18 protein-coding genes are annotated in these 19965 nt (G+C 66.3%); 6 read left to right on the top strand and 12 right to left on the bottom strand.

Going from position 1 to position 19965, the window contains the following annotated elements:
* Nucleotides 1–198: 198 nt before the first annotated feature.
* Nucleotides 199–873, bottom strand: a complete 675-nt coding sequence (locus tag V9L17_RS15290; protein ID WP_337352061.1) for a helix-turn-helix domain-containing protein — start codon at nucleotides 871–873, stop codon at nucleotides 199–201.
* 87 nt (nucleotides 874–960) lie between these two features.
* Here V9L17_RS15290 and V9L17_RS15285 point away from each other — a divergent pair, with 87 nt between their 5' ends.
* Nucleotides 961–1521 (top strand): dihydrofolate reductase family protein, encoded by a 561-nt coding sequence (locus tag V9L17_RS15285; RefSeq protein WP_337352060.1) that lies wholly within the window; start codon nucleotides 961–963, stop codon nucleotides 1519–1521.
* Nucleotides 1522–1539: 18 nt separating this feature from the next.
* Here the strand turns inward: V9L17_RS15285 and V9L17_RS15280 are convergent, their stop codons facing one another.
* The 8 genes from V9L17_RS15280 to V9L17_RS15245 all read right to left on the bottom strand — a co-directional run bounded on the left by V9L17_RS15280 (nucleotide 1540) and on the right by V9L17_RS15245 (nucleotide 11227).
* Nucleotides 1540–2835: an allantoate amidohydrolase gene (locus V9L17_RS15280; protein WP_337352108.1), complete on the bottom strand. Its 1296-nt coding sequence runs from the start codon at nucleotides 2833–2835 to the stop codon at nucleotides 1540–1542.
* 75 nt (nucleotides 2836–2910) lie between these two features.
* The gene (locus tag V9L17_RS15275) at nucleotides 2911–4080 is read right to left on the bottom strand and encodes an FAD-dependent oxidoreductase (RefSeq protein ID WP_337352059.1); all 1170 of its coding nucleotides are present in this window, start codon (nucleotides 4078–4080) and stop codon (nucleotides 2911–2913) included.
* Between the two features lie 9 nt (nucleotides 4081–4089).
* The gene (locus V9L17_RS15270; RefSeq protein ID WP_337352058.1) at nucleotides 4090–5451 is read right to left on the bottom strand and encodes an FMN-binding glutamate synthase family protein; all 1362 of its coding nucleotides are present in this window, start codon (nucleotides 5449–5451) and stop codon (nucleotides 4090–4092) included.
* A gap of 9 nt (nucleotides 5452–5460) precedes the next feature.
* Nucleotides 5461–6201 (bottom strand): protein glxC, encoded by a 741-nt coding sequence (locus tag V9L17_RS15265; RefSeq protein ID WP_337352057.1) that lies wholly within the window; start codon nucleotides 6199–6201, stop codon nucleotides 5461–5463.
* The gene (locus V9L17_RS15260) at nucleotides 6189–7097 is read right to left on the bottom strand and encodes a glutamine amidotransferase (protein ID WP_337347388.1); all 909 of its coding nucleotides are present in this window, start codon (nucleotides 7095–7097) and stop codon (nucleotides 6189–6191) included. Before V9L17_RS15260 ends, V9L17_RS15265 begins: the two co-directional genes overlap by 13 nt.
* Before the next feature lie 42 nt (nucleotides 7098–7139).
* The gene (glnT, locus tag V9L17_RS15255; protein ID WP_337352056.1) at nucleotides 7140–8516 is read right to left on the bottom strand and encodes a type III glutamate--ammonia ligase; all 1377 of its coding nucleotides are present in this window, start codon (nucleotides 8514–8516) and stop codon (nucleotides 7140–7142) included.
* A gap of 200 nt (nucleotides 8517–8716) precedes the next feature.
* Nucleotides 8717–9181 carry a hypothetical protein gene (locus V9L17_RS15250; RefSeq protein WP_337347390.1) on the bottom strand — a complete coding sequence of 155 codons (465 nt, stop codon included), beginning with the start codon at nucleotides 9179–9181 and terminating at the stop codon, nucleotides 8717–8719.
* A gap of 9 nt (nucleotides 9182–9190) precedes the next feature.
* Nucleotides 9191–11227, bottom strand: coding sequence for a primary-amine oxidase (locus V9L17_RS15245; RefSeq protein ID WP_337352055.1), 2037 nt, complete (start codon nucleotides 11225–11227; stop codon nucleotides 9191–9193).
* Between the two features lie 121 nt (nucleotides 11228–11348).
* Here V9L17_RS15245 and V9L17_RS15240 point away from each other — a divergent pair, with 121 nt between their 5' ends.
* From V9L17_RS15240 to V9L17_RS15230, 3 genes are all read left to right on the top strand, one after another.
* Nucleotides 11349–11939, top strand: a complete 591-nt coding sequence (locus V9L17_RS15240; protein ID WP_337352054.1) for a TetR/AcrR family transcriptional regulator — start codon at nucleotides 11349–11351, stop codon at nucleotides 11937–11939.
* Nucleotides 11940–12017: 78 nt separating this feature from the next.
* Entirely contained in the window at nucleotides 12018–13115 is a 1098-nt protein-coding gene (locus V9L17_RS15235; protein ID WP_337352053.1) for a D-TA family PLP-dependent enzyme, read from the top strand.
* 153 nt (nucleotides 13116–13268) lie between these two features.
* Complete coding sequence (locus V9L17_RS15230; RefSeq protein ID WP_337352052.1) at nucleotides 13269–14225, top strand: helix-turn-helix domain-containing protein; 957 nt, start codon at nucleotides 13269–13271, stop codon at nucleotides 14223–14225.
* 107 nt (nucleotides 14226–14332) lie between these two features.
* On the opposite strand, the gene V9L17_RS15225 is transcribed toward V9L17_RS15230, so the two are convergent.
* From V9L17_RS15225 to V9L17_RS15215, 3 genes are all read right to left on the bottom strand, one after another.
* The gene (locus tag V9L17_RS15225) at nucleotides 14333–15811 is read right to left on the bottom strand and encodes an APC family permease (protein WP_337352051.1); all 1479 of its coding nucleotides are present in this window, start codon (nucleotides 15809–15811) and stop codon (nucleotides 14333–14335) included.
* A 146-nt stretch (nucleotides 15812–15957) separates the two neighbouring features.
* On the bottom strand, nucleotides 15958–17274 hold the full coding sequence (locus tag V9L17_RS15220) for a flavin monoamine oxidase family protein (protein ID WP_337352050.1): 1317 nt from the start codon (nucleotides 17272–17274) through the stop codon (nucleotides 15958–15960).
* Between the two features lie 10 nt (nucleotides 17275–17284).
* On the bottom strand, nucleotides 17285–17629 hold the full coding sequence (locus tag V9L17_RS15215; RefSeq protein WP_337352049.1) for a cupin domain-containing protein: 345 nt from the start codon (nucleotides 17627–17629) through the stop codon (nucleotides 17285–17287).
* 181 nt (nucleotides 17630–17810) lie between these two features.
* Here V9L17_RS15215 and V9L17_RS15210 point away from each other — a divergent pair, with 181 nt between their 5' ends.
* Together V9L17_RS15210 and V9L17_RS15205 are read left to right on the top strand one after the other, a co-directional pair.
* Complete coding sequence (locus V9L17_RS15210) at nucleotides 17811–18398, top strand: TetR/AcrR family transcriptional regulator (protein WP_337352048.1); 588 nt, start codon at nucleotides 17811–17813, stop codon at nucleotides 18396–18398.
* 144 nt (nucleotides 18399–18542) lie between these two features.
* On the top strand, nucleotides 18543–19952 hold the full coding sequence (locus V9L17_RS15205; RefSeq protein ID WP_337347399.1) for an aldehyde dehydrogenase family protein: 1410 nt from the start codon (nucleotides 18543–18545) through the stop codon (nucleotides 19950–19952).
* Nucleotides 19953–19965 lie beyond the last annotated feature (13 nt).

The following is a 19965-nucleotide window of genomic DNA, read 5'->3' as shown; positions in this document are numbered from 1 at the left end:
GGCGGGACTTTCGCCGTGGGTTTCCGGCCGGTTAAATCAACGTTTCAGTCACGGGCACGTGAGTTTCACACGTCTCATGAACGCAGTTTGGATCGAACGCGCTGTGGATTCAGGAATGCTGCCGTACTTCGCTGCCGGAAATCGGACGGCAACATGGGCCGGAATACGTGCGGGATCACGGGCCGAAACACGGGCGGATTACTTGGCAGAAACGGCCAGGAACTTGATGGGCAGCTCAAGCAGTTCCAACGGCCCATGAGGGCCCTCGCCGTCCAGCAGGAGTGAGTCGCCGGCTTCCATCGTGTACTCGTAGGCGCCGTGCCCGTAAACCATCTTTCCGGCCAACATGTAGATGAATTCCGTGCCCGGGTGCTGGAACAGCGGAAACACGTCGGACGCATCGGTGAGGGTGACCAGCGTCGGTTCGAGCGCGTCCGTCCGCCCCTTGAGAGCGCCCAGGACCCGATACTCATGGCCATGCTGGGTGCCGCTGCGAACAGTCAGGCTGCCCTGGCCATTCTTGGTGAAGGTGGCGTCGCGGTCGGTGTCCGCCCCGCGGAACAGCGCCGTAACGGGAATTTTGAGGCCGTCCGCCAGCCGCTGGAGCGTAGTCAGCGAACACGACGTGGTTGCCGTTTCAATCCTGGAGATCATCGCCTTGGACAGACCGGTCCGGGCAGCGAGCTCGGCCGCGGACAGGCCGTTGGCGGTGCGGTAGTGCCGTACTTGCGTGGCGATGACCTGTTCGAGCTTGCCTGAAACGGCGCCAGGATCAGCTGGAGCGCCCGGATCTACGAGGGCGGCCGTACTGCCGGCAGCGGCACCGCCGGCGGTCTGTGCGGCGTCTGTTCCCTCCGGGGCGTGATTGGTCATAGGAGCCATCATAGGTGGCGGCGCCGTAGCCAAAGTCCTGCTCCGGGCCTACTGTTTTTAGGGGGCATGGAAGTGAAGGGAAGAACGATGCGGACCGTGACCTACGGTGCGGCGTGCAGCCTCGATGGCTTCATCGCCGGCAGCGACGGTGCTATCGACTGGCTGCACTTCAGCTCAGACGTCGAAGAGGTAATGGCCCAGTACTGGTCCACCGTGGATACCGTCCTGATGGGCCGAAAGACCTGGGAGTTCTCGGCCGGCCAGGATTTTAGCGCCGACGATACCAAGGGCAACGAGGCCACCCCGGACCTGAGCGGCACCCCGCCCATGACCACGTACCTTTTCTCCCGCACGTTGACGGACGCGCCGCAAGGGGTGGAGCTCGTCTCTTCCGACGCCGGCGGCTTCGTCAACCGGCTCAAAGAGCAGCCCGGCAAGGGCATCTGCCTGATGGGCGGCGGTGACCTCGCCGGCTCGCTCTTCGAAGCAGGCGCAATCGACGAGGTCAGCCTCAATGTCCATCCGGTGCTGCTGGGCTCCGGCGTCCCGTTCTTCAAGCCCCAGGCACGCCGCATTGCCCTTGAGCTGACAGAAGCGCGCACCCTCGACGGCGGCTGCGTGCTGATGACGTACCGCGTCAGGCACTAAGGGCGGGCAGGACAACCACTATCCGACGGCGCGTGCTTCCCCCAGCAACCCGGCCAGCGAGTCCGCGAGCGCCACGGCACCGGCCTCGGCGTCCCAGTCCTGCACCAACTCATCAGGGGAGTGCGATACCCCGGTGGGATTGCGGATGAACAGCATGGCGGTGGGAATCTGCGAACTGAGGACGCCGGCGTCGTGCCCTGCTCCAGTGTCCAGGACGGGCGCGGCCGGCAGAAGCTCCTTCAGCCGGTCCCGCAGCGATGTATCGAAATGCGCCGTGGGGCTCAGTGACTCCACGGTGAGGCTGGCGGTGCAGCCTTCCTCAGCGGCCATCACCTGGGCGTTGAGTCCGATGGCTTCCACGAGGGCGGCGGTGATGGAGTCGTCCGGATGCCTGACGTCGATCCACAGGTCCACACGCGAGGCGATGACGTTGGTTCCGCCCGGGACGGGCTGGACCCGCCCCACGGTGGCCCGCGCGTCACGGTACTTCCGGGCGGTGTCGCGGATGCCCACGATGACTTTCGCGGCGGCAATCATGGGGTCCTTCCGGTCTTTCATGAGGGTGGTGCCCGCGTGGTTGCCCTCACCGGTGACCGTCAGCTTCCACCGCCCGTGGCCAAGGATCGATGAACCGATCGCCACAGGCTGGTTCAGGTCGATCAGGCCCCGCCCCTGTTCAACGTGCAGCTCCACAAACACGCCCAGCTGCTGAAGGGTCTTGTAGTCGGCACCGATGAGCCGCGGGTCCTGCCCGTTGGCGGCGGCGACGTCGGCATACGTGTTCCCGTCCGGGTCTTTCAGGCGGCGGGCCTTGTCCGGATCCAGTTCGCCGGTCAGCAACCGTGACCCCAGGCAGGCCACGCCAAAGCGTGATCCTTCCTCTTCGGGGAACACGGCAATGGCAAGCGGGCGTCGGGGCCGCAGTCCGCGCGCCTTGAGAAGGTCGACGGCGACCAGCGCCGAGGCGACCCCCAGCGGTCCGTCGTACTCACCGCCGCCCGGGACAGAGTCGAGGTGGCTTCCGGTGACTACGGCGTTTCGCCGAGTGCCGGCGGCGGTGTCCCACCACGCCCAGATGATGCCGTTGTGGTCCGTGTGGACGTCCAGCCCGCGGCGCCCGGCCTCGGCAATGAACCAGCTCCGCAGCTCAGTCTCGGCGTTGGAGAACACCGGTCGGGAGTAGCCTCCGCGGGCCCTGTCGCGGCCGACGTCGGCGATATCCCTGAGCAGGCCGCTCACCGTTGCGGCGGACGGCTCTGCCTGGACAGAAGTTGCAGCGGCTGGCCGCGGCAGTGCCTGGGAGGGCAGTGCCATCGCTGAGGGGGTGAAAGAAGAGATGGGGGCAGTCACGGGGGTCCTTTCCCGAGATGAGTGCTGGGGTGGGCGTGGTCAGCGGGAGCTGACCGCCGTCGTCGCCGTCCGGAAGCGCAGTGGCACATTCGCGGTGCCGGTGGCCAGGTCCGCCGCCCATTGGCCGACTAATGGCGCAAACTTAGCCCCGTGCCCGGAGCACGGCGAGAGGATGGTGATGTTGTTGACGCGGTCGACGATGAAGTCCTCGTTGGGCGTATTCGTGAACAGGCAGGTGGTTTCGGCGTACGACTCCGGAACCAGGCCGGGCAGGAAGCGGCGGACGTAGTCGACCACGCGACCGCGGTTGGCGGGGTCCACTTCACCGGTCTGTTCGGCTGCGCTGGGGAGGAGCCTGCCCCCGTTGTATTCGGCGACCTTCTGGCCGGCAAAGCCTGCGTCCCGGCCGCCGGGAAGGCCATAAACCTGGATGTCCGCCCTCTTGTGGATGAACGTGGGCCAGAAAGTGCCGACGTCGGCAACAGAGCCGGGTCCGCCGTCGTGATCACTGTAGCGGAAGTGGAATGCCTGCTCCTGCCGCACAGTGATTTGGGGAAGCCCGGCCAGGAAGCCTGGGGGAAGCGACAACTCCCCCAGCAGCCCGGGCAGCCAGCCGCCCGCGCTGATCACCACGTTTCCGGCGTCGAACGTTTCTCCCGTTGCCGAACGTAGCCGGTAGCCGGCAGCGGTCCTGTCCAGCCCTTGCAGCGGCCATCCCGTCAGCAGCCGGGCGCCGTGCCTGACCGCCTGCTCCACCATGGCGTTGACGGCGGTCTCGGCGTCGATCACTCCCGCAGCCGGGTGCCAGAGCACCTCGGTGTCGAAGGCGATCTGCGACCAGCGGCCCATGGCTTCCTCCGCACTCAGCAGCTCGTGCTCAATTCCTGCCTGCGCCAGCACACCGGCGAGCAGGCGCGGATTGCGTTCGGAACCGAAGTCGGCAGCGCCTGAATGCGTGATCAGTTGCGAGCCGCTGTCCACGGCAAGGCCGTCCCACAGCGCCTTGGCTTCCTGCACTGCCCGGGTATAGAAGGGGTCCGGGTAGGCGTAACGGAAGATCCGGGCGGACCCGTGCGAACTGGCGTCGTGGCTTGCCGGGACGTTGCGTTCCAGGATGGTGACCTGGTGCCCGCGGGCCGCGAGCTGCCAGGCGGTGGCGGCGCCGGCCAGGCCGGCGCCCACCACTACATAGTCGGAAGAATCAGGCATGGAGCATCCCTAACCCGCGCCGGGGATCCAGCTGGTGCCGGCCAGCGGGACGCGGGCCATGGCCGAGGCCTCGATGGTCAGCGCCACGAGGTCCTCGGGTTCGAGGTTGTGCAGGTGCGACTTTCCGCAGGCCCGGGCGATGGTCTGGGCCTCCATGGTGAGGACGCGCAGATAGTTGGCCAGCCGCTTGCCCGCAGCCACCGGGTCCAGCCGGGAGGCGAGTTCCGGGTCCTGGGTGGTGATGCCGGCGGGGTCGCGGCCGTCCTGGAAGTCGTCGTAGAAGCCGGCGGCGGAACCGATGGCGGCATACTCGGCGGCATAGCGTGGATCGTTGTCGCCCAGGGCGATCAGCGCCGCGGTGCCGATCGCCACGGCGTCCGCACCCAGGGCCATGGCCTTTGCGACGTCGGCCCCGGTCCGGATGCCGCCGGACACGATCAACTGGACTTTGCGGTGGACGCCGAGTTCCTGGAGTGCCTGGACGGCCTGCGGGATGGCGGCGAGGGTGGGGATGCCGACGTTTTCGATGAACACCTGCTGCGTTGCGGCAGTCCCGCCCTGCATGCCGTCCACCACCACAACGTCGGCGCCGGACTTCACGGCCAGGGCGGTGTCGTAGTAGGGCCGGGATGCGCCGATCTTGACGTAGATGGGCGTCTTCCAGTCGGTGATTTCACGCAACTCGCCGATCTTGATCTCGAGGTCGTCCGGGCCGGTCCAATCCGGGTGCCGGCTGGCCGAGCGCTGGTCGATGCCCACCGGAAGGGTGCGCATGCCGGCCACGCGTTCGGTGATTTTCTGGCCCAGGAGCATGCCGCCGCCGCCAGGCTTGGCGCCCTGGCCCAGCACGATTTCGATCGCATCAGCCTTGCGGAGGTCATCGGGATTCATGCCGTAGCGGGACGGGAGGTACTGGTAAACGAGGTGCTTGGACTGGCCGCGCTCCTCAGGGGTCATGCCGCCGTCGCCCGTGGTGGTGGAAGTGCCCACCTCCGAAGCGCCGCGGCCCAGCGCCTCTTTGGCGTTGGCGGACAGGGCGCCGAAGCTCATCCCGGCGATGGTCACCGGGGTCTGCAAGTGCAGCGGCCGGGACGCGTGCCGGTCGCCGAGGACGACGTCGGTATCGCACTTTTCGCGGTAGCCCTCCAGCGGGTAGCGGGACATGGAGGCGCCGAGGAAGAGCAAGTCATCGAAGTGCGGGACCTTGCGCTTGGCGCCCCAGCCGCGGATGTCGTAGACGCCGGTGGCCGCGGCCCGCTGGATGTCCGCGATGGTGGCCCGGTCGAAAGTGGCTGATTCGCGGAGGCCGAGTTCAGCGAGGTTCTGGGTGGGAACGTTCTGGGTGGGGACCGGTACTGAGGTGATGGTCATGGTGGGCTCCTAGTACGACGTCGAGTTGTCGACGTGGAAGTGGTAGAGGTTCCGGGCTGAGCCGTAGCGCTTGAAGTCGGCCGGGTTGTCGGTGCGACCGGCTGCGGCCAGCAGTTCGCCGAGTTCGGCCAGGTGCTCCTCTCGCAGTGGCTTCTCGATGCAGTCCGCGCCGAGCGATGCCACGGTGCCCTTGACGTAGATCCGGGCCTCATAGATGGAGTCGCCCAAGGCATCGCCGGCGTCGCCGCACACCACGAGGCGCCCTGCCTGGGCCATAAACGCGGACATGTGGCCGATGTTGCCGCCCACCACGATGTCCACGCCCTTCATCGAGATTCCGCAGCGTGCGCCCGCGTTCCCGTCGATGACCACCAAACCGCCATGGCCGGTGGCTGCCGCTGACTGGGACGCGTCGCCCTTCACATGGACCCTGCCGGACATGATGTTCTCGGCGAGTCCCACGCCGGCGTTGCCGTTGATGGTCACCTCCCCTTTTTGGTGCATCCCGGCGGCGTAGTAGCCGGTGTGGCCTTCGATGGTCACCGTCACGTCCGCATCGATGCCGACGGCGAGGCTGTGCTTGCCACCGGGGCTGGTGACGGTCCAGGACTGCCCTTCAACAGCGTTGTGGAGGGCCTGGTTGAGTTCCCGTACCGGGCTGCCGGTGAGATCGACACTGAAAGAGTCCAGGACTCCGTTCGTGCTGACGGCTGCTTCGATGCTGGCTTCGGGGGCTGTCAGAGTGTCCATGTGTAGACCTTTCCGGGTTCCGGTTCAAAGATGCGGGCGCTTTCGATGCCGGGCAGGCTTGCCAGGGCACGGTATTCGGAGGCCATAGCTACGTAGTCGTCCGTTTCGGCGATGATGGCGGGCTTGCAGGCGATGGGGTCCCGGACTATGGCCATGCTGTCAGCGGTGGTGACCACAAGGGTGTAGAAACCGTCGAAGACCTTGCCCAGGTTCACCAGCGCTTCTTCGAGGGTGTCGCCCTGCTGCAGGCGGGAGGCGACATAGCGGGCGCCCACCTCGGTGTCGTTGTCGGAGTCGAACACCACACCTTCGCGCAAGAGGCCCCGGCGGATGGTGGCGTGGTTGGAGAAGGAACCGTTGTGCACCAGGCAGAGATCGTCAGCCACGGAGAAGGGGTGTGATCCTCCGGCCGTCACCGCGGACTCGGTGGCCATCCGGGTGTGGGACAGTCCTTGGCTTCCGGCCATTGCTTCCAGTCCGTGCTCGGCGGCGATATCCATGGGGTGGCCAACGCTCTTCATCACGGCAACGTGCTCGCCGCGGCCGATGATGGTTGCCTCCGGGAGGGTTTCGCTGACTGCCTTCACCAGCAGGTCGGTCCCGACGGCGGCGCTCACGAGGGTGGTGTCGCCCACGACGCGGACGGAGGCGGCCGCGTCGGACGGGAGCATTCCGTCCAGGGCAAGCTGGATCTCCGCGACGGGCAGGCCCTGGTCCTTGCCGAGGAGGCTCAGGGTTGAGGTCCCTTCCGAGACCAGGCCGGGGGTGTTGTAAACGGCCAGGCCGGCGGAGTCCGGGCCGCGGTCCACGATCTGGCACATCATGGAGGACAGGAGGCTGCCCATCCGGGGGTGCAGCAAGGGGTTGCGCAGCTGCAGCGCGGCAATTCCACACATGGTGTGTCCTTTACTTACTAGGGTTTCTCAGATCGAACGCGGTCAGATGGAAGTCAAATATGTGCGGATTTCCCAGTCGCTGACCTGGTTGTGCCAGGTGAGGAATTCCTCTTCCTTGGCATCCGCGTAGTACTTTCCGATCTCGGCGTCGCCGCTGAGGCTGGCGAGGATCACCGGGTCGCGGCGCAGGGCTTCCACGGCGTGGAGCAGCGTGGCCGGCAGCAAGTGGGCATCGGGCTTGGACTCTCCGGGACCGGACGGCATGCCCGGATCGGCAGCCTTTGCCACTCCGTCCAGGCCCGCCGAGATCGCGGTGGCGATGGCGAGGTAGGGGTTGGCCGAGCCGTCGCCCGAGCGCAGTTCGATCCGCTTGTTGTCCGGGACGCGGATCATGTGCGTGCGGTCGTTACCGCCGAACGAGGCCTTCCGCGGCGACCAGGTGGCACCGGATGAACTGGTGGTGGCACCCGAACGCTTGTACGAATTCACCGTCGGCGCCAGGAAGGCCTGCAGTGCAGGCGCATGTTCCAGGATGCCGGCGATGAATGAGTAAGCGAGCGCTGACAGCCCAAGGCCGCGGCCGCCGTCGTCCGTTTGACCGTCATTGCCGGGGAACAGCGCCTCGACGCCGGACCACAGGGACAGGTGGAAGTGCAGGCCCGTTCCAGTCCGGTCCGTGAAGGGCTTGGGCATGAATGTGGCGGTCATGCCACGCTGCTCCGCCAGGATATTGAGGATGTAGCGGAGGCTGACTACCCGGTCCGCGGTGGTGAGTGCATCCGCGTAGTTGAAGTTCTGCTCGAACTGGCCCGCTGCGTCCTCGTGGTCGTTGGCGTAGTTGCCCCAGCCCAGCGAGTTCATCGCCTCGGAGATGGAGGTGAGGTGGTCATACATCCGTGTGACGCCGCGGGCGTCGTAGCAGGGGCGGGGGGAATCGTCGCGCGCGTCCGCGGTACTCAGCGTCCCGTCGTCGTTCTTGTGGACCAGGAAGTACTCAACCTCGGCGCCAATTTTTGCCTGCATGCCCTGCTCGGCCAGGCGGGCGAGGGTGTTCTTCAGGATGACCCGCGGCGCGTACGGCCAAGGCTGGCCGTTGACGTGCGGATCGCAGTGAACGATGGCCAGGCCCTCCTTGATGAAGGGGACCGGGGTGAAGGAGTCAAGGTCCGGGACGGCGATGAGGTCCGCGTCCTGCGGTTTCTGGCCGATGAGCCCTGCCGCGTAGCCGGCGAAGCCCATGGCCCCGGCTTCCAGTTCGTCGGCCGCTTCCACGGGAACCAGCTTCGCGCAGGGCTTGCCGGTCATATCCACGAAGGTGGCAAGGATGAAACGGACATCGTGCGCGCGGGCGATGTCCGCCAGGGAAATTCTGTCAGTAAGGGGCGAAGCGGATACAGCAGGGGTTGCGACACTTGTCATCGAAACATTCCTGTCCGGTTGGTGTTAGCTACTAGTAAACCTTGTTGAATCACAGTAGCCAAACCGGCATTACAGGCGTCGGACGGGAATGTTAAAAGTACGTTTCGCTTGGGAGCGCTGCCCCAACCTCGCCTCCGGCCGCGCCCTCCCAACTAAGTAGCAGCAGATGTCGTTATGAGCGCTCAAAACGACATCTGCTGCTACTTAGTTGGGTGGGGTGGGCTTGGGGGGTGGGTGGACCTGAGGCGGGCGACCAGGGTTGCGGCGAGCAAGGCCGTCGTAAGTTCCAGGGCTATGACCAGCAAGAGTCCGCCGGCGCTGCTGACGCCCGTAATGCTGGACGCCGTAATGTTCGACGGCGGCACTCCAGCATGCGCGTGACCTGCGGTTCCGCTGCCCACCAGCAGCAGCCCATGGACAGCACCCATGGATCCGGCACACACCATGACCCTGCGCAGCGCAGCCACCCGACCGTGCCGCCAGATATGCAGGGCGCACGGCAGGCAGACAGTTGCTAGCGCCAGCATGAGCATGCTCAACCATGGTCCGTGCTGGTTTTGGACGGCAAGCCAAACGTGCGCGGCGCTGGAGCCTGCCACCACCGCGGCGCAGAACCGTGAATGCAGGACGGGCCCGCGACTGCGGGCCCGCCCTGTAAAGGTCATCGGGTTTACCTAGCCGTGGCAGCTGGCAGAGCTGGTGCCGGAACCGGCACCAGCGTCACTGTGGCAGCTGCCGGCCGTGCCTGATCCGGCGGTGCTGGCGGGAACGTCCAGGACGGGGCTGCGGTCGAAGAAGCCTTCGGGCCGCAGCTTGAAGCCGACCGTGTCCACCGGCATGATCGGCCAGTCCTCCACGCGCGGGAAATGCGTGAGCCCGAAGGTGTGCCAGACGACAATGTCCTGGCCGTCGATCTCGCGGTCCTGGGCGACGTACGCCGGAAGCCCGGCACCGCCGGGGTGCTGGTTGACGAAGTCGCCCGTGGGGTAGCGCTCGTCGTCGGCGTAGCGGGTGACCCAGAGGTCCTTGGTGGCAAAGGCGGCGCGCCGTGAAATGGACGAATCCGGATCTGCCAGCAGCGTGGGCTGGTTCTGGGAGTGGAGCTTGTAGCCCACGGGTTCGCCGAGCCGGTTGCGGGATTCGGGGTTGGAAATGATCCAGGTCCGGCCAGCCCGGGCGTCGGCCTCACGGACCGCTTCCGATTCGCGGGTGAGCAGCGTCCGCTTGCGGGAGAAGGCGTTGCCCCGCTCGTTCCCCTCCCCCAGGGGCTGGCGGACCACGTCTTCTTCTTCCACGCGGTTGGTGAAGCCGTCAATGGCCATGTCCAGCCGCGCACTGAAAAGATGCTGATGGAAGGGCGCACCCAGGCCCGGGGCCAGTTGGGAAATGTTGTCCGAGCCGCCCTCGGGGAACGCGCTGGTGAAGACGACCCCGGTGGCCTTGGCTTCGAATTCGATGGTGCCGTCCAGGTACAGGTACCAGTAGAAGCCGTAATCGTAGTTGCCGATGGTGGTGAAGAACGAGATCACGAGGCGGCGGTTGCGCCGGGTGTAGTTGATCCCGGTCCAGAGATCGCTGTGCTTGGACAGGATGCCCCAGTCCTCCTCGTGCATGCAGATGCCATTGCGGATCTCACGCGGGTTGCCGAAGGAGTCGGAAATGACGGGGCTGAGGTAGGTGATGTCGCCGAGGCAGTCGCAGCCGAGCTCCAGGGAGTTGGCGTACTGGCCGACTAGGTATTCGCCGGTGTCGAAGTAGTTCTGCCAGGACCGGATCGGCGACGGATCGCCATACGGAACCACCATCTCGGCAATAGAGGCCCGGTTGATGATGGGCCTCAGCCGGTCGCCGTCCTGGAACGCGATATTGTGCAGCACTACGCCTTCGCGGACGTCGAAGCCGACGTCGAGGCTCCACTTTTCCCATTCCACATGGTTGCCGCCGGTGACTGTGAAACTGGGACCCTCGGGCTGGGTGATGCTGATGGGTTTTTGGGTAGTGCGGAGCGGGCCGGTCAGTTCGGGATCCGTGTAGTTGCCGTGCTCTGTCGGCACCGGCATGGCCCCGAGATCCAGCACCCGGGTGACCTCCTTGTTGACCACGTCAACATACGCCACGAGTCCATCCACGGGGTGCGCCCAGGCACTGTCCTCCGGGAAGTCCTGGACAAACGCCAGGCCACGAAGGATGCGGCGGCCCTTCTCCTCCGGGTACTCGAAGACACCGGCCGACAGCGGGGCAACCCGGACTTTGCTGACGTCGAGCCCCCGCTCTGAGAGAGCCTTCAACCAGCGGTCGTCTGTTGCCAATAGCGCCTCCACCACTTCGAATTCCTCTTCAAGGACGGGAAGCTCGCCGGTGACGGCAGTGTCCAGTTCGACGGCGGACACCACTTCCTGCCGGGTCACGGAGACCACCGCATCCGTCGGCGCACCGCCGGTGATGTCGTGGATGAAGATCCGGAACCTGCGGTCCTCGGTGGGGCTCCCGACGGCGGCGGTACTGGCGGCGGCAGCACCGCCGTCGTGCGTCCCCGCGTTGCGGTTCGCGACGGCGGTAGTCCCCCGGGCGGGATCCAGCAGGCCCAGGTAGGCGATACGCTTCTCCGGACCTAGGTGGCCGGCAGCCCGCAGGATGGCTTGGACATCGGTGATTTCGCCGTCCGATGCCAGGCGGTACGGGGTAGCTGTGTCAGCTGTTGCAAGTGTCATGGGTGACCTTTGTCCGGGACCGTGGCTGGTCGGAATTTTTATTTTCTATAGTTGTAGAGAATAAGCGTCCGTAAGATGGCTCACAAGAGTCTGAGCGAAATATTTCCGGGGAGCGGCAGCCGTGCCAAAGATTGTTGACCATGACGAGCGCCGGCTGGAACTGGTGGATGCCACGTGGCGGATCATCGCCCGGCTGGGCATTGAAGGCGCCACCATGCGGGAGATCGCCCTGGAGGCAGGCTTCGCCAACGGGGCACTCAAACCGTATTTCCCTACGAAGGACACCCTCCTGGAGTTCGCGTTCGGGCACGTCTTCAACAGGACCAACCAGCGCATCGCCGAAGTGACCGAAGGCAGAACCGGACTCCCGGCACTGCGGGCATTCTGCCTGGAGGTACTCCCGCTGGACGACGAGCGGGTCAATGAAGCGCGGATCGTCATCCCGTTCTGGCAGAAGGCGATCAACGATCCGCAGAAAGCCGAGATCCACCGGCAGTCCATGGAGGAGTGGCTTGCAGCCATCCGGCAGTACCTCGCGGAGGCGCGTGATGCGGGGGACGTCCGCTCCGCCGTCGACGACGCCACGCTGGCGAGCCAGCTCCTGAACATGCTGCTGGGCGCCCAGATCGGGGCAGCTCTGGCCACCACCCCCGGCGCCGATCCGGGGCTCGCCGATCAGCTTGAGGGCTATCTGGCCCTGCTGGCCGGATAGCTGAGCCCAGCCAAAATCCGCCCATCCCAAATCCAGCCCGCCCGGCACAACCCGGACCCCAGCCAGGAGAGCTCTGCCATGACCATTCCCCCTGAGATCGACACACCAGACATCATGATCGACATCGACATCCTCGAGAGGAACATCGGCCGGATGGCAGCGGCTGTCCGGGAGAAGGGCCTCGCCCTCCGCCCCCACGCCAAGACGCATAAGATCATCGAGATCGCCGCCCGCCAGTTGGACGCCGGAGCAGCAGGCCTGACGGTGGCAACCATCGGCGAAGCGGAAGTGTTCGCCGCGGCAGGGGTCGGCGACATTTTCATCGCCTACCCCCTCTGGATCTCGCCACAAAAGGCCGACCGGCTCCGGCGCCTGGCGTCAACGGCAACCATCGCCGTGGGAGTGGACTCCGCGGCGGGGGCAACCATGCTGGGAGCCGGCCTCGGCGAAGCGGCCGGGAGCGTCAGCGTGTTGGTGGAAATCGACAGCGGCCACCATCGCAGCGGCGTCAGTCCGGAGGCCGCTGCCCCGGTTGCAGAAGCCGCATCGCGGGCCGGGCTGCAGGTTGCGGGGGTTTTCACGTTCCCGGGCCACAGCTATGCCCCCGGGATGCCGGCGGAGGCAGCCGTGCAGGAACAAGAGGCGCTGCGCTTGGCCGCGGCATCCCTGGCGGCGGCGGGCTTCGAAGCGACTCGCCGCAGTGGAGGTTCCACCCCTACGGCGCTCCTGACCGAGGGATCCGCGGCAACCGAAGTGCGCCCCGGCGTCTACGTCTTCGGCGACGCGCAGCAACTGGAACTCGGACGCTGCGCCGTGGAGGATATTGCGCTGACGGTCGCAGCCACCGTGGTGAGCCACCATGTGACTGCCCCGGACGCCCCCGCGCGTTTCATCATCGACGCCGGCACCAAGATCCTGGGGAGCGACCGGCCGGCCTGGGCCACCGGCTTCGGCCGCCTGATCGACCATCCGGATGCCCGGATCACCGCCCTTTCGGAGCACCATGCCACGGTTGAGTGGCCCGAAAGCGGGACCCGCCCGCCCCTCGGTGAGCGGCTGCGCATTGTCCCCAACCACGTCTGCCTGGCGATCAATCTGGTGGACGACGTCGCGGTGACCAGCAACGGCGTCCTGATTGACCGCTGGACCGTCGCTGCAAGAGGCAAGAACAACTAGACAGTCACTGGACGCCGGCACCCCATAAAAGGAAATCTTTTTTCGCCCACTGTTGAAAAAAGACCGTCTCCGGCGTTAACCTGATGGGACTGTGTTCCAGGACACAGCCATCGGGGAACCCACGTTTGCGGCCATCCGTCGTCAGGAACATCCATGCCAGCAGCAGTCCAGCCCGCCAGCCAGAACCTCACGTCCAGCGTTGCGGAGACGTTCGACCACTGGAAACACCTCGTGGCAGAGTCCTTCGTGCCGCTCGCGGCCCGGACAGCAGACGTTGACGGGTTCCGCGGGCAGATGCGCGCCCGTGTGCTGGACCGGATGTCCGTCGTCGAAGTCTCGGCAACCTCCCACGAGGTCCACCGCACGCCTGCCCTGATTGCGCAGGCCGGCGAACGCTACTTCAAGCTCAACCTCCAGTTGGAGGGCACGGGACTGCTGATCCAGGACAACCGCGAAGCCCTGCTCCGCCCAGGCGACCTGGCCATCTACGACACCAACCGCCCGTACACCCTCGCCTTCGAGGACGAGGCGCGGATGATGGTGGTGATGTTCCCTTGTGATGCCCTCTCGCTGCCCACGGATTACGTGGGCCAGCTCGCGGCAGTCCGGATGGCCGGCAGTACCGGACTGAGCGGGATCGTGGGGCAGTTCATCCGGCAGCTGTCGGAGAACCTTGAGGTCCTGAGCGGTCCCAGCGGCTCGCGGCTGGCCACGAACGCCCTGGACCTCGTGTCCACCATGCTGCACGCCGAAATGGATATCGCGCCGGACCGGATGAAGCCGCAGGCGCTCCTGGCCGTGTCGGTACGCGAATACATCGAGGCCAACCTGTCGGATCCCCAGCTGTCCCCGGCGAGCATTGCCGCGGCACATTTCATCTCCACGCGGCACCTGCACAATGTCTTCCATGAGTCGGGGACCACTGTGGCCAGCTGGATCAGGAGCCAAAGGCTGGACGGCACGCGCCGCGAACTGCGGGATCCGCTGCATGCCGGGAAGTCCGTGGGCACTGTTGCTGCCCGCTGGGGGTTCCTCGACGCAGCGCATTTCAGCCGCATTTTCCGCGATGCCTTCGGCGTTTCCCCCAGCGACTGGCGCCGCGGCGCCTGAACAGAGTGCCTGAACAGCACGCGGAGGCCCGGCGCGGATTGATTCCGCGCCGGGCCTTTGCGCTCCCCCGTCCTCGCCGGAGGCTGCTGCTGATGTGAGGCGGCGCCTCAAACGACCCGGTGCCCGAGGGCGGCAGCACCGCGGCGGCGCTCAACGCGGGCTTCCACCAGCACACCGGCCGCGAACACCACCGGAACCGCCACCAGCAGGGCAACAGCGGTTTCTGCGCTCCCGCCGATCAGCGACGTGAAGTTGCTGAGCACGAGGTACAGGACCCACGCCAGCAACACGGACGCCAGCAGCGGCGCCAGGAGTGTCTGCCAAAGCTGCCCGTCGACCCGTTCGCGGCGGAAGAAGCCGACGACGGCGATGGAGCAGAGCATGTAGAGCACCAGGAGTGCCGCGACGGCCAGCCCGCTGAACCACGAGAACAGGGTCAGGACCGGGTCCAGCGCCAGCAGCGCGAAGGGCGCCACGAGTACGACGGCGGTGGTGGTCTGGATCCACGCGGCCGCGGCGGGTGCGCGGTGCCGGTTGGTCCGGGCAACGATCGCGGGCAGCGAACCGCGGAGCGCCAGCGAATGAAGGTAGCGGTTGATGCCATTGTGGAAAGCGATGATCCCGGCCAGCAGGGACGTGACCAGCAGGATGCCCGTGGTGATTCCTGCCCAGGGGCCGAACAACTCCACCATGGGCGTGAGCACAAAGGCGGTGGAGTCGCCGGATTCCAGGGCAGCGCCGGCGGCGTCGACCACCTGCGACGGACCGTAGTAGCTGACCAGCATCCAGGAGATGAAGGAGAAGAAGACGGCAATAACGCCGACGGACAGGTACGTTGCCCGGGCCACCGTCTTGTGGGCGTCCTTAGCCTCGGCGGAATAGATGGCCGTGGACTCGAAGCCGAACATTGATGCCACTGCGAACATAATGGCCACCCCTGGAGCGCCGGAGGCGATGGCCTCGGGCGAGAAGGAGGCTGTCAGGCTGAGGCCTTCGGGACCGCCGCCGCGGAACAGGACGGTGAAGCCGAACATCAGCAGGACTGCCACTTCCAGCCCCACCAGGAGGGCCAGGACCCGGGCGCCAAGTTCGATGTTCAGGGAACCAAGCACCTGGACACCGGCCATCGTCACGAGGGCCAGCAGCCACCAGGGAATACCGACACCCACAGACGCCAGCAGGCCGGAGAAGGCGGCGCCGTAGAGTCCGTACATGGCGGCCTGCACCGTGCTGTACGCCAGCAGCGCCAGCCATGCAGCACCGGCACCGACCTTGCGCCCGAAGGCTGCGGTGACGTAGGCGTAGAAGGCGCCGTTCGCCTGGATTTTGCGGCTCATCGCCACGAAACCGACCGCGAAAACCACAATCACAATGCCGACAATCAGGTAGGCACCCGGGGCACCGGCGCCATTGCCGAGTGCGGCCGCGAGCGGCGAAGCGCCGACGATCCCGGTGAGGGGCGCCTGGGCGGAGAGGACAAAGAACAGGATGCCCATGACGCCGATGCTGCCGGCGCGGAGGGCGGTTGAGTGCTCCGTGCGCGGAGCGGCTTCAGTGGTCCGGGACTCGGAATTCGAAATACTCATTGGATCCTTCTTAACGGTCATGAGCTCTGGGGAAGGGACGCTGCGCGAGGGGGCAGGCGCCGATGAATCCAGCATCGCAGCGGAGCCGGCCTGCGCCTTGTCCTGTAGCGATCAGTTGTTGTGCGTGAGTGCAGTGACGCCCAGGGCTACACGGGCCGGGGTTCACGATCCCGCAGGATTGCGGCGGCGGTGAGGGCCGCCTCCATGCCGCTCTCAATGGCGCCGTCGATGAATCCGCCCCACCCGTTGGCGATGTCTGATCCGGCGAAGAGGACAGCGCCGTGGGCCTCCTGCATGGCGTGCAGATGCCGGGACAGAAATCCGGTGGCGTGCATGGGCCAGGTTTCACCGGACAGCGGATCGTCCACCCAGTTGTGGCCGGCCACGCCTACCACTTCAGCATCCGGGACAAGTCGCCGAAGCTGTTCCTGGACGGCAGCCGGGTCTTCCGAGTCGATGTTTGCGGCGTCCGGACCGAATCCCACCACGATGGTGTCGCCGTCGATACCGTATTCAGCCTGGAAGAAATTCAGGGGCCAGTCGGCGCCGCCAAGGGCAACAAACGGCGGGTGGTTTCCCTTCAGCCTGATCCAGACCTTGGCCCCCTTGGACACCTGGCCGAGGCTGAGTCCTTCGTTCTTGGCTGCGGACAGGGGCGGCTCGAAGCTCACCGCGTGCATCGCGTGCAGGGGCACGGTGACTATTGCCGTCCGCGCACTGACGCTCCGCCCGTCGGTGCTGTAGACGCTCACGGAGGTGCCGACGTCGTGGATGCGGTCCACCGTGAAACCATGTTCGACGCCGGCACCTGAGTCCGCGAGGATCGCCGCGGCCAGCGCTGCGGTGCCGCCCACGACTTTGTAGGTGGCGCAGGCCTCGAAGTTCACGGCCCAGTCGCCATTGGTCAGGGCAACCCAGCGGAGGGCCTGGGTCAGCGCCGCGTTTTCCAGCGGACCGTTGAAGTTCAGGGCCCAAAAGGATTCCAGGAGGTCGCGCTGCGTACCGGCGGGGAACTGCTCCCGGATGCGGTCCTGGACGGACACGTGGTCGATGGCTTTGAAGTCGTCGCGGGACAGTGGGCGGAAAGGCTCCGGGAAATACTTCCGGGAGTCCTGGGCAAACTCCCCGTTCATTCCGCCGATGAGCCCGAGCAACTCGTCCGGGCTGCCCTCGTGGCGGCGGCCGTCTGCCCACCAGATCGCGCGCTCCGGCTCGGGGCTGGGCGTCGTGTCCAGGCCGTAGCGCTTCAGTTCGGCCCAGACGTAGGGCTGGGTCCAGTGCACCCAGGTGCCGCCGATTTCCAGGTCGCGCCCCAGCCGGCGGTCCAGCCAGGTCCGTCCCCCAATGCGCTCGCGGGCCTCCACGATGCGGACGGACAGGCCCAGCCTGCTGAGCTCGCGTGCTGCTGTGAGACCCGCGAAGCCGGCCCCGACCACCATAACGTCGTGCAGTTCGTTGTCCATTGCCGGCCCCTTAGGAGTAGACAAAGAATTCGACGGTGGGCGCCATCACTTCCCACCTTGTCCGGGCGCCCTTGTTGAAGGAGGCTGCGCCGCCGGCGGTGAGGTCATACGTGTCGCCGCCCTCCACCTCGATCCGGAGGTGCCCTTCCACGATTGAAATCGTCTCGTCGGCGTCGATCAGGAGGTCAAAAGGCTCCGGCGCCTCCAGCGGGGTGACGTGCCAATATCCGCAGGCGAGGGCGGGGCGGTCGCCCTCGCCAAAGCGGCGGACCCATTGGACCTGACCGAGTTCGAAGGGTTCATTCTTGTTCGCGTCAAGGGCTGAGGAAGTACTGAAAGCAGGGGTTTCTGACACGTTGGCTCCTGGGTGAGGGGCACCGGCGGCTGAGCCGGGCGGGTGAGGGGTTCGGGGTGAGGCAGTGGTGCGGAACGCCAACGAAGTGACCCGCGTCACCACTTAGATGAATCTAAGCAGTTGCTTAGTTTAAGTCAAGAGGCGCTGCCGGGAAGCTGGCAGCACTGGCTAGACTCGGCATATGAAAACGCCAGCCGCTCCCGCCGCACCGTCCAAGTACGGGACCGGCAAGGAAGCCCTCCTCAGGGCCGCGATCGGCGTGGTGGCGGCCAAGGGGCTACGTGGGCTCACGTACCGATCGGTGGCGGAAGCCGCTGGCGTGAACAACACACTGGTGGCCCACCACTTCGGCTCCCGCGATGCCCTGATCGCTGCGGCCCTGGACTGGGCGGCCGACCAGTCCATCAACGCCTCCCAGCTGCGGGAAGCCGCAGCCGCGGGCCATTCCTTCACGGATTCGCTCCTGGAGCTGCTGCTGGCCGAGCCTGAGCTGCAGGTCTTCCAATACGAGATGATCCTCGAGTCCCGGCGGCGGCCCGAGCTGGCTCAAGCGGTCACGGGCCTGTACCAGAACTACGTCAGCGCTCTGGCCGACGGACTCAGGGCCTCCGGGGTGACCGAAAACGTGCAGGTGGTGGCACGCACGCTGTTTGCGGCCCTTGACGGCCTCGTACTCCAATACCTGGCAGGAGTGGACCGGGCCCTCATCGCGGCGTCCCTCGATGAGGTCCACGAAGTGCTGCTCCTGCGGACCGGTCCGCAACACTGACAGGACCCCCGGGGCATCTGTTCGCCTCGCGTCAACCGCCGTTCGCGGATACACAAGACGGCCCGAGGGCGGCAGGGCAGACTCGAGGCATAGCCCCAGGCCACGCAGGCCAGTGCGCATTGCCTACTCGAAGTGGAGTAACCCATGGAAACTTACGACGCCCTGCTGGCCTCGATCACCCCGGAGTCCGGCGATACCCGGACCATCATTGACCCTGCCACCGGCACCGTCGTCGGCCACGCCCCGGTCCACACCATTGCAGACCTTGAGAATGCCGTTGCCGCCGCCAGGGCAGCCCAGCCGGCTTGGGCTGCGCTGGGCCACGACGCCCGGTCCGCCGCGCTCCTCAAAGCCGCCGACGCCGTCGAACGCTCCGCCGAGGAACTCGCCCGGCTGCTCTCCCGCGAGCAGGGCAAACCCCTCAATGGTCCCAACGCACGGTTCGAAGTGGGCGCCTGCGCCGCCTGGCTCCGGGCCGCCGCCACCATCCCCCTGAAACCCGAAACTGTGGTGGACGACGGCGAAACGCATGCCGAACTGCATTACCGGCCCATCGGCGTCGTCGGCGCCATCGGCCCGTGGAACTGGCCCATGATGATCACCGTCTGGCAGATCGCCCCCGCCCTGCGGATGGGCAACTCCGTGGTGGTCAAACCCTCCGAGATGACCCCGTTGTCCGTCCTGGCACTGATCAAGGTCATCAACGAAGAACTTCCCGAAGGCCTGCTCAACGCCGTCTCCGGCGACCGCGAGGTAGGCGCCCGCCTGGCAGAACACCCCGCCGTCGGGAAGATCATGTTCACCGGCTCCACCTCCGCCGGCCGGCAGATCATCAAATCCTCAGCCGACACCATCAAGCGGCTCACCCTCGAACTCGGCGGCAACGACGCCGGCATCGTCCTGCCCGACGCCGACCCCGCCACCATCGCCGAAGGCCTGTTCTGGGGCGCCTTCATCAACACCGGCCAGACCTGCGCCGCGCTCAAGCGCCTCTACGTCCACGACGACATCTACGACGCCGTCTGCGACGAACTCACCAAGGTCGCTGCCGCCATGCCCATGGGAGTCGGACTGGACGAAAACAACGTCCTGGGCCCGCTGCAAAACCGGGCCCAGTACGACGTCGTGGCCGCCCTCGTGGAAGCCGCCCGCGACTCCGGCGCCCGGATCCTGCTCGGCGGAAACCCCGAGAAGGACCAGCCCGGCCACTTCTACCCCACTACCCTCGTGGCCGACATCGACAACAACAACCCCCTGGTGGCCGAGGAGCAGTTCGGCCCGGCCCTGCCGATCATCCGCTACAGCACCGTGGACGAGGTGGTGGCCATGGCCAACGGGCTCGACGTCGGGCTCGGCGCCTCCGTCTGGTCCCCCAACCTCGCCGAAGCGCGCAAGGTCGCTGCCCGCCTCGAAGCCGGCACCGTCTGGATCAACAAACACGGCGCCGTGGACCCCCGCGTCCCCTTCGGCGGAGCCAAGCAGTCCGGCTACGGCCTGGAATTCGGCGTCGAGGGCCTCAAAGCCCTCGGTATCCCCCAGGCCATCAACGGCTGACCCGAAAAATCCA

It is taken from the genome of Pseudarthrobacter sp. CCNWLW207, from assembly GCF_037203945.1.
Lineage (GTDB): Bacteria > Actinomycetota > Actinomycetes > Actinomycetales > Micrococcaceae > Arthrobacter.
This window is presented reverse-complemented; position numbering and strand designations above follow the sequence as displayed.